This window comes from Marinomonas pontica, from assembly GCF_026191375.1.
Classification (GTDB): domain Bacteria; phylum Pseudomonadota; class Gammaproteobacteria; order Pseudomonadales; family Marinomonadaceae; genus Marinomonas; species Marinomonas pontica.
Window position 1 is genome coordinate 317,653 of record NZ_JAODTL010000022.1, and the last position, 7,066, is coordinate 324,718.

A 7,066-nucleotide genomic window follows, 5' to 3' on the forward strand; every position below is an offset into this window, starting at 1 on the left:
ATTGTATTACGCACTTCATGTGCTTTTTCATCCGTGAAATCGTTTGGATAAGATCTAATTTAGCAGTTTTAAAAATTTAATCAAATATCGATAACGATCTAAAATTTTAATTTTATAGTTATAAATCAACAACTTAAAAACAAACAAGCAAGAAACGAACACTTAGCCACACAACACACAGGAAAAGCCTACAGCCATGTCAGAAAAAGCCTACAGGCATCGCAACCTATACCACCTCCAAAAACTCATCCGCCCATTTAATGGCACTGAAATAGGTTTTTTTCAGGTCTTCTAAATCCTGAGCATTCTTAATCGTGTGGCCATTACTATAATGCTCAACCAGATCAAGCGCGTTACCCACTCTTCCAGACCGATGAACAATGGCGTTGATAAACTCATTAGGAAGTGGCAACTCACCCAGCACTTCTTCCAGCTGCATTCCGGTGCAGACATCAATCATAGACAACATACCCGCAAGGAAATATTTATCTTGGTTATTGTAACCTCGGCTTTGCGCGAACAACTCCGCGTGCTTCGCTCGAACCATAATCTGCTCAAGCAACACATGTCGATCACCCACCATTTCTGACATTAACAACAGGTTGGTTAGCGCTTTCAACTTTTCCGCGCCAATCAGCATAATCGCCAAACGGACAGAGTCCACCGACGCGACCAAGCCTGTTACAGGGGAGTTCAAATAGCGAAGCAACTTATGCACCAAGCCAGCATCTTGGCTTACGATCCCTTCTAAATCATCCATACTCAAAGTAGACGTGTTCAAAAGAGAGGACATAAGCTGCAGCAACGTCATGCTGTTTACCTTAGAAGCCTTACTCGACACCAACTCCGGTTTTTCGAAAAAGTACCCCTGGAAGTATTCCACTCCCAATAAACGACAGAATTGATAATCTTCCCACGTTTCCACTTTTTCAGCGATGACCTGCGCTTTAAACCCTTTTAACAATTCCAGCTGTTGATGGAATCCTTCATGCCCTAACGCCAAAATATCCAACTTGATATAATCGGCCAATTCAACAAAAGGCGTTAGTTTACTGTGGAAAACGAAATCGTCTAACGCGATTGAATACCCTGCGTTCACCCAGCGTCGTAAGGAAGACAGCAATATCGCGTCATAACCCGCATTTTCTAACACTTCGATAACCACATTATCTTTATCAAAAGACATGCCGCTGGGGCTTAATAAATACGCGCGAGGGAAGTTAATAAAAGCTTTGTTTGCACCTACTAAATTGTCCATACCAAGCTCAAACAAGCTGGCAGAAATCACTTGCGCCGTTGCCCCGACCTCATCGATGACATCCGCTTGAATAGCCACAGCATTTTTACGGTAGAAAAGCTCGTACCCCATAACCGCAAGGCGACTGTCGACGATGGGCTGCCTTGCCAAAGAAACTGTTGAGTGAGCTGATAAGAAATTTTCGGCCATAATATTTCCATTCCAAGAAAGTATCTGTATCGATTTTTAACAGTGTCTCAATATTGCCTAAAAATTGCCATTGGGCATAGACAATAATCTTGGTAACATGGAGTCATTCAATGTAGACAGCTATATAAAACAAAATAAAGCACAATCTGTGGGGAAAATAATGCCAATTTACCGTTCCAAGACTACCACTTCAGGCCGCAACATGGCTGGAGCTCGTGCCCTATGGCGCGCTACTGGCATGAAAGACGACGACTTTCAAAAGCCAATCATCGCGGTCGCTAACTCTTTCACGCAATTTGTACCGGGTCACGTCCATTTAAAAGACATGGGACAACTTGTTGCTCGTGAAATCGAGAAAGCCGGTGGTGTTGCGAAAGAGTTTAACACTATCGCTGTTGACGACGGTATCGCCATGGGTCATGACGGTATGCTATACAGCCTCCCTTCTCGCGACCTTATCGCCGACTCAGTAGAGTACATGGTGAACGCGCATTGCGCCAGACGCACTCGTATGTATTTCAAACTGTGACAAAATCACACCGGGGATGCTGATGGCCGCCATGCGCCTAAACATTCCGGTTATTTTTGTCTCTGGCGGCCCAATGGAAGCGGGTAAAACCAAACTGTCAGAAAACAAACTGGATCTGGTTGATGCGATGGTTATCGCCGCGGATCCTACCGCATCGGATGAAAAAGTTGCCGAATATGAGCGCTCTGCTTGCCCAACGTGCGGATCTTGTTCTGGCATGTTCACTGCGAACTCCATGAACTGCCTAACCGAAGCACTGGGTCTCAGCTTACCTGGCAACGGCACCACATTGGCGACGCACTCTGATCGTCACCGATTATTCGTTGAAGCTGGCCATCGCATTGTCGACATCACTAAACGTTTTTACGAGAACGACGAAGCGAACTGGGCTCCTCGAGCAATCGCGAGCTTCGAAGCGTTTGAAAACGCCATGACACTAGACATTGCTATGGGCGGTTCCACCAACACCATCCTTCACTTGCTGGCCATCGCTCGTGAAGCGGGTGTTGATTTCACAATGGAAGACATCGATCGCTTGTCACGTAAAGTTCCTCAGCTTTGTAAAGTCGCGCCAAACTCACCAAAATATCACATCGAAGACGTGCACCGCGCCGGTGGTATTTTTGGCTTGTTGGGTGAATTAGACCGTGCCGGTTTGCTTCACAATCAATGTCACACTGTCCATTCAAAAACATTTGAAGAAGCGCTCGAAACATGGGACATCATGCGTTCACCAACGCCTGAGGTAATCGAGTTTTACAAAGCAGGCCCTGCGGGCATTCCAACACAAACCGCATTCAGTCAGTCAACTCGCTGGCCTTCACTGGACGGTGATCGTAAAGACGGTTGTTTCCGTTCGATTGAGAACGCATTCTCTCTTGAAGGCGGCTTGGCTGTACTTTACGGCAACATTGCGGTTGATGGCTGCGTGGTGAAAAGCGCTGGCGTAGACGAATCTTGCCTCGTGTTTGAAGGCCCAGCTCACATTACAGAGTCTCAAGACGAAGCGGTTAAAAACATTCTGGATGACAAAGTCAAAGCGGGTGAAGTGGTTATCGTACGTTACGAAGGACCAAAAGGCGGACCGGGCATGCAAGAAATGCTTTACCCAACGTCTTACATCAAATCCAAAGGTCTTGGTAAAGCCTGTGCTTTGCTAACAGATGGTCGTTTCTCTGGCGGTACATCCGGTTTGTCTATCGGTCACGTTTCACCTGAAGCGGCTGCTGGCGGCGCTATTGGTTTGGTACAAAGCGGCGATATTATTCGCATCGACATTCCAAACCGTACCATTAATGTGCTTCTCAGTGATGAAGAACTGCAAGCACGCCGCGATGCGATGAACGCTCAAGGCGCTAGCGCTTGGAAGCCTGCAGAAGAACGTCCTCGCAAGGTATCGCCAGCACTTAAAGTGTACGCACACTTTGCAACCAGCGCGGATAAAGGTGCAGTACGCGATATTAGTCAAATCGACTAATATCCAACAAGCAATACGTAAAGGCCGCTTTGCCATATATAGGCGCTGCGGCCTTTTTCATTATCAATAGAACCCTACATTACAGGAAAGACCATGCTCAGCTATCGCCATATTTATCATGCAGGCAACCACGCTGATATTTTAAAACATTTGACCGTCAGTCAAATATGTCGTCACTTTGTCAAAAAAGAGGCGCCTTTTTTCTATTTAGATACCCATGCTGGCATTGGTCAATATTCGCTACGTTCTGAGCAGGCACAAAAAAATAAAGAGTTTCACACGGGTATCGCCAGACTGTTAACAGAAGGCAACCTACCAGAACCATTGGAAGGTCTATTGGACATTGTCCGAGAAATGAACCCAACAGACACGTTAGAGTTTTATCCAGGCAGCCCAAAAATTGTCGACTACTACGTGCGCCAAAAAGACAAGCTACATTTATGCGAGCTGCACCCAAACGACTACCCAATATTAGCGGCACTGTTCCCCAACAAACGCAAAGCCAATGTGGTCAAAGACAATGGCTTCGCGGCTGTCAAAGCCATGTTACCGCCACCGCAAAAACGTGGTTTTGTTCTGATGGATCCACCGTACGAAGTCAAAAAAGATTACCAATACGTGGTTCAAGCGTTGGAGGATGGTTACAAACGCTTTCCTCAAGGCACGTATGCCATATGGTATCCTGTGTTAAATCGTAAGCAAGCAGATGACCTATTGAAGGCCGTCAAAGCAACTAAAATCAAAAACACCTTATTACTAGAACTTTGCATTAGAAACACAGAACAAGAGCGCGGCATGGCAGGAAGCGGTATGATCATCGTCAATCCACCATGGACACTCGAAAAAGAAGCCAAAGAATTCTTGCCAGTATTAAGCAAACTATTAGCAGAAGACAGCGAAGCCGATTTCCAAGTGACATGGATCACCCCTGAGTAATCGGTATTTTTATAAAGGAGCGAGTCATGAGTACCCCTTTCGAACAAGCGTTTAAGCACATGCCTACGCCTGCTTTTATAATAGAAAGCAATACTGGCAAATTGATATCGTACAACCGCAATTTTGAGATACTGTTCGAGCACCTGAACGCCGCTCCCGCGGCCTCTTGGGAAACCTTGTGCGATGATGCGTCCTCTCAAAGCTGGCATCTGCTCAACCAAAAAGTAAAAAGCGGCAGCATTGAGCGTTGCGAGAGCTTGATTCGAGTGGGCGATAAACTCATCAATATGCAGTTGGAATTGCAAGACCTCGGCGACTCTGTACTTGCCTGTGTCTACAATACTGATCACATGGATCTTTCCGCGGCTGAAAACACTTTACTTAAATACGCCTTAACGGAATCGTCTGCGGGACTGTGGATTTGGGAAACAGAATCAGACTTGGTTTCTTGCTCGAAATCCATTGCGACGCTTCTTAATTATCCGTTGGACAAAACACCGCGCTCAACCGCGGACTGGCACAAAATAGTTCATCCTGACGATGTTAAGAAACTCGCCACAGTGGTAAACGAGCACGTTGCGTTGAACCAAGATTACTATGAAGTCGAATACCGTATTTTGACGGGTGACCAACGCTACCTTTGGGTCAAAGAACGCGGCAGAAGTTATACAAAAGGACCTGATGGCAGCATCAAGAAAGTGATTGGCTTCATGGTAGACATAAGCCATCAAAAAGCGTTAGAAGAACACCTACGCAACCAAGCGACTTTTGATGAGTTAACAGGGCTACTAACACGAAGCGCGGCATTAACACACTTTAAAAAGCAACTTGGTTTAGCCAAACGCCAATACACACCATTGACCATGGCAAAAATAAATTTGGATGCTAATGATCGTCTAAGCCAACTTTCCATGGAGGCGCGAAATATCGCCATCCAAACGTCCGCTCGTTATATCTACAAAAAGATACGCGAAGCCGACGTATTGGCCCGAGTGGAACCCGACAAATTACTCTTATTATTGCCTAACACCAGCGTACGCGATGCTAAGACCTTGCTGAATCACATTATCAATCCAACAGAAGAGGAGAAATCCACACTGCTTGAAGGCAATTCAGATCCTATGGATTTTGTATTGGTATTGCCGCATTCCCTGAAGACGGTGAAACGATCGAAGAACTCGCTCTCAGCGCCAACCAAGCGGTTGAAGATGGACAAGCCAAGTGTAAACAAATCGTCGTTAACTGAAACAAGTTATCCGAAAAGTCACCATAAACAAACACGCCGCATTGCAACAATACGGCGTGTTTGTTTTTAACAACCATTATTACTCAGTGTTATTCGCCTTGCAGAGTCAAAACCATCCGCCTCGCACCACCATGATCTCGGTGCTCACCCAAATAAATGCCTTGCCAAATCCCCAAGCATAACCGCTTATCTCAGTTGGAATCGTCAAAGATGAACCCAACATACTGGCCTTTATATGGGCGGGCATGTCGTCACGACCTTCGTAAATATGTTCATAGTAGGGTTGATCTTCCGGCACCATGTGCGAAAAATGGCGCTCCATATCTCGACGAACCGATGGGTCGGCGTTCTCATTGATGGTCAACGATGCCGACGTATGTAATAGCTGAACATGCAACAGCCCTATTGAAACCGGCGTCAATTTAAACAAAGCCGATTCCACTTGATCTGTGATCAAATGAAAACCTCGGCGCATCTCTGGCAATTGAATTTCAACTTGCTGCCACATAACGAATTACTCTGCACTGGTTCTTTGGTAAACAGAAAAACGATAATCGTAAGGGTTGGGGCCTTCAGCGGCAAACGCCTCTTCACCGATTAAGGTAAAAGACGGCCAGTCTACTTCTGGGAAAAACGCATCACCTTTGACGTCAGCGTCCACATGAGTAATGTACAAACGGTCTGCGCGCTCAAGCGCCAATTGATAAATCTGAGCACCGCCAATCACCATGACTTCTTCTTGACCATTAACCAAACAAATATCTTCACCAAGGGAAATCGCCTCTTCCAGCGTCGTCACCACATCAATCCCCTCTGCTTGATAGGCAGGGTGCGACTGATCACTATGTTGCGACGACCCGGTAGCGGCTTGCCAATCGATTCAAACGTCTTACGCCCCATAACAATCGGCTTGCCCATAGTGGCAGCGAAATATTTAAGGTCATTTGGCAAATGCCAAGGCAACGAGTTATTAATACCAATAGTGCGGTTGGTCGACATGGCAACAATAAGGGACAACATAGGCTTACCTTCATTCATTTTTCACGCTCATCCACTCTTGGGCTTCTTGAGCGTACGGGTTCTGATATAATCAATGGCATTTATTATACCCATGACAATCTAGATTGCATTTTCTAACCTGCACTTACCGTATTCGTCATGACCTAAACAGACAAGGCACACTTATGAAACAGTACTTAGATCTTTGCAACCGCATCGTCAGTGAAGGCGAATGGGTCAACAACGAACGTACAGGAAAACGCTGTCTCACTGTTATTAACGCCGAGCCTTACTTACGATGTAAGCAAAGGCGAGTTTCCGCTTGTCACGACACGAAAAAGCTACTGGAAATCTTGCCATTGCTGAAATCATTGGGTATTTGCGAAGGTTACGATAACGCCGCGGATTTTCGCGCACTCGGCGCCAAAACAT

General features: G+C 46.0%; 3 protein-coding genes and 4 pseudogenes. 4 read left to right on the forward strand and 3 right to left on the reverse strand.

Going from position 1 to position 7,066, the window contains the following annotated elements; translation table 11 throughout:
* Nucleotides 1-226: 226 nt before the first annotated feature.
* A complete protein-coding gene (locus N5P32_RS04695; protein ID WP_265727988.1) occupies nt 227-1,447 on the reverse strand; it encodes an EAL and HDOD domain-containing protein in 1,221 nt (406 codons plus the stop codon).
* 160 nt (nt 1,448-1,607) lie between these two features.
* Here N5P32_RS04695 and ilvD point away from each other — a divergent pair.
* The 3 genes and pseudogenes from ilvD to N5P32_RS04710 all read left to right on the forward strand — a co-directional run bounded on the left by ilvD (nt 1,608) and on the right by N5P32_RS04710 (nt 5,705).
* Nucleotides 1,608-3,453 (forward strand): annotated as a pseudogene (gene ilvD / locus N5P32_RS04700) (dihydroxy-acid dehydratase).
* Nucleotides 3,454-3,546: 93 nt separating this feature from the next.
* The gene (locus tag N5P32_RS04705) at nt 3,547-4,389 is read left to right on the forward strand and encodes a 23S rRNA (adenine(2030)-N(6))-methyltransferase RlmJ (protein WP_265727989.1); all 843 of its coding nucleotides are present in this window, start codon (nt 3,547-3,549) and stop codon (nt 4,387-4,389) included.
* 26 nt (nt 4,390-4,415) lie between these two features.
* Entirely contained in the window at nt 4,416-5,705 is a 1,290-nt protein-coding gene (locus tag N5P32_RS04710) for a PAS domain-containing protein (RefSeq protein WP_265727990.1), read from the forward strand.
* 19 nt (nt 5,706-5,724) lie between these two features.
* On the opposite strand, the pseudogene N5P32_RS04715 reads toward N5P32_RS04710, so the two are convergent.
* Both N5P32_RS04715 and N5P32_RS04720 read right to left on the reverse strand, forming a co-directional pair.
* Nucleotides 5,725-6,143, reverse strand: a pseudogene (locus tag N5P32_RS04715) (secondary thiamine-phosphate synthase enzyme YjbQ).
* A gap of 6 nt (nt 6,144-6,149) precedes the next feature.
* Nucleotides 6,150-6,655 (reverse strand): annotated as a pseudogene (locus tag N5P32_RS04720) (dihydrofolate reductase).
* A 164-nt stretch (nt 6,656-6,819) separates the two neighbouring features.
* Between N5P32_RS04720 and N5P32_RS04725 the strand changes: the two are divergent.
* Nucleotides 6,820-7,066 (forward strand): annotated as a pseudogene (locus tag N5P32_RS04725) (thymidylate synthase); the annotation flags it as partial.

What these genes read in the sequence shown, in the direction of transcription:
- N5P32_RS04695 (WP_265727988.1), bottom strand. Translation starts at nt 1,447, where the DNA reads ATGGCCGAAAATTTCTTATCAGCTCACTCAACAGTTTCTTTGGCAAGG.
- N5P32_RS04705 (WP_265727989.1), top strand. Translation starts at nt 3,547, where the DNA reads ATGCTCAGCTATCGCCATATTTATCATGCAGGCAACCACGCTGATATT.
- N5P32_RS04710 (WP_265727990.1), top strand. Translation starts at nt 4,416, where the DNA reads ATGAGTACCCCTTTCGAACAAGCGTTTAAGCACATGCCTACGCCTGCT.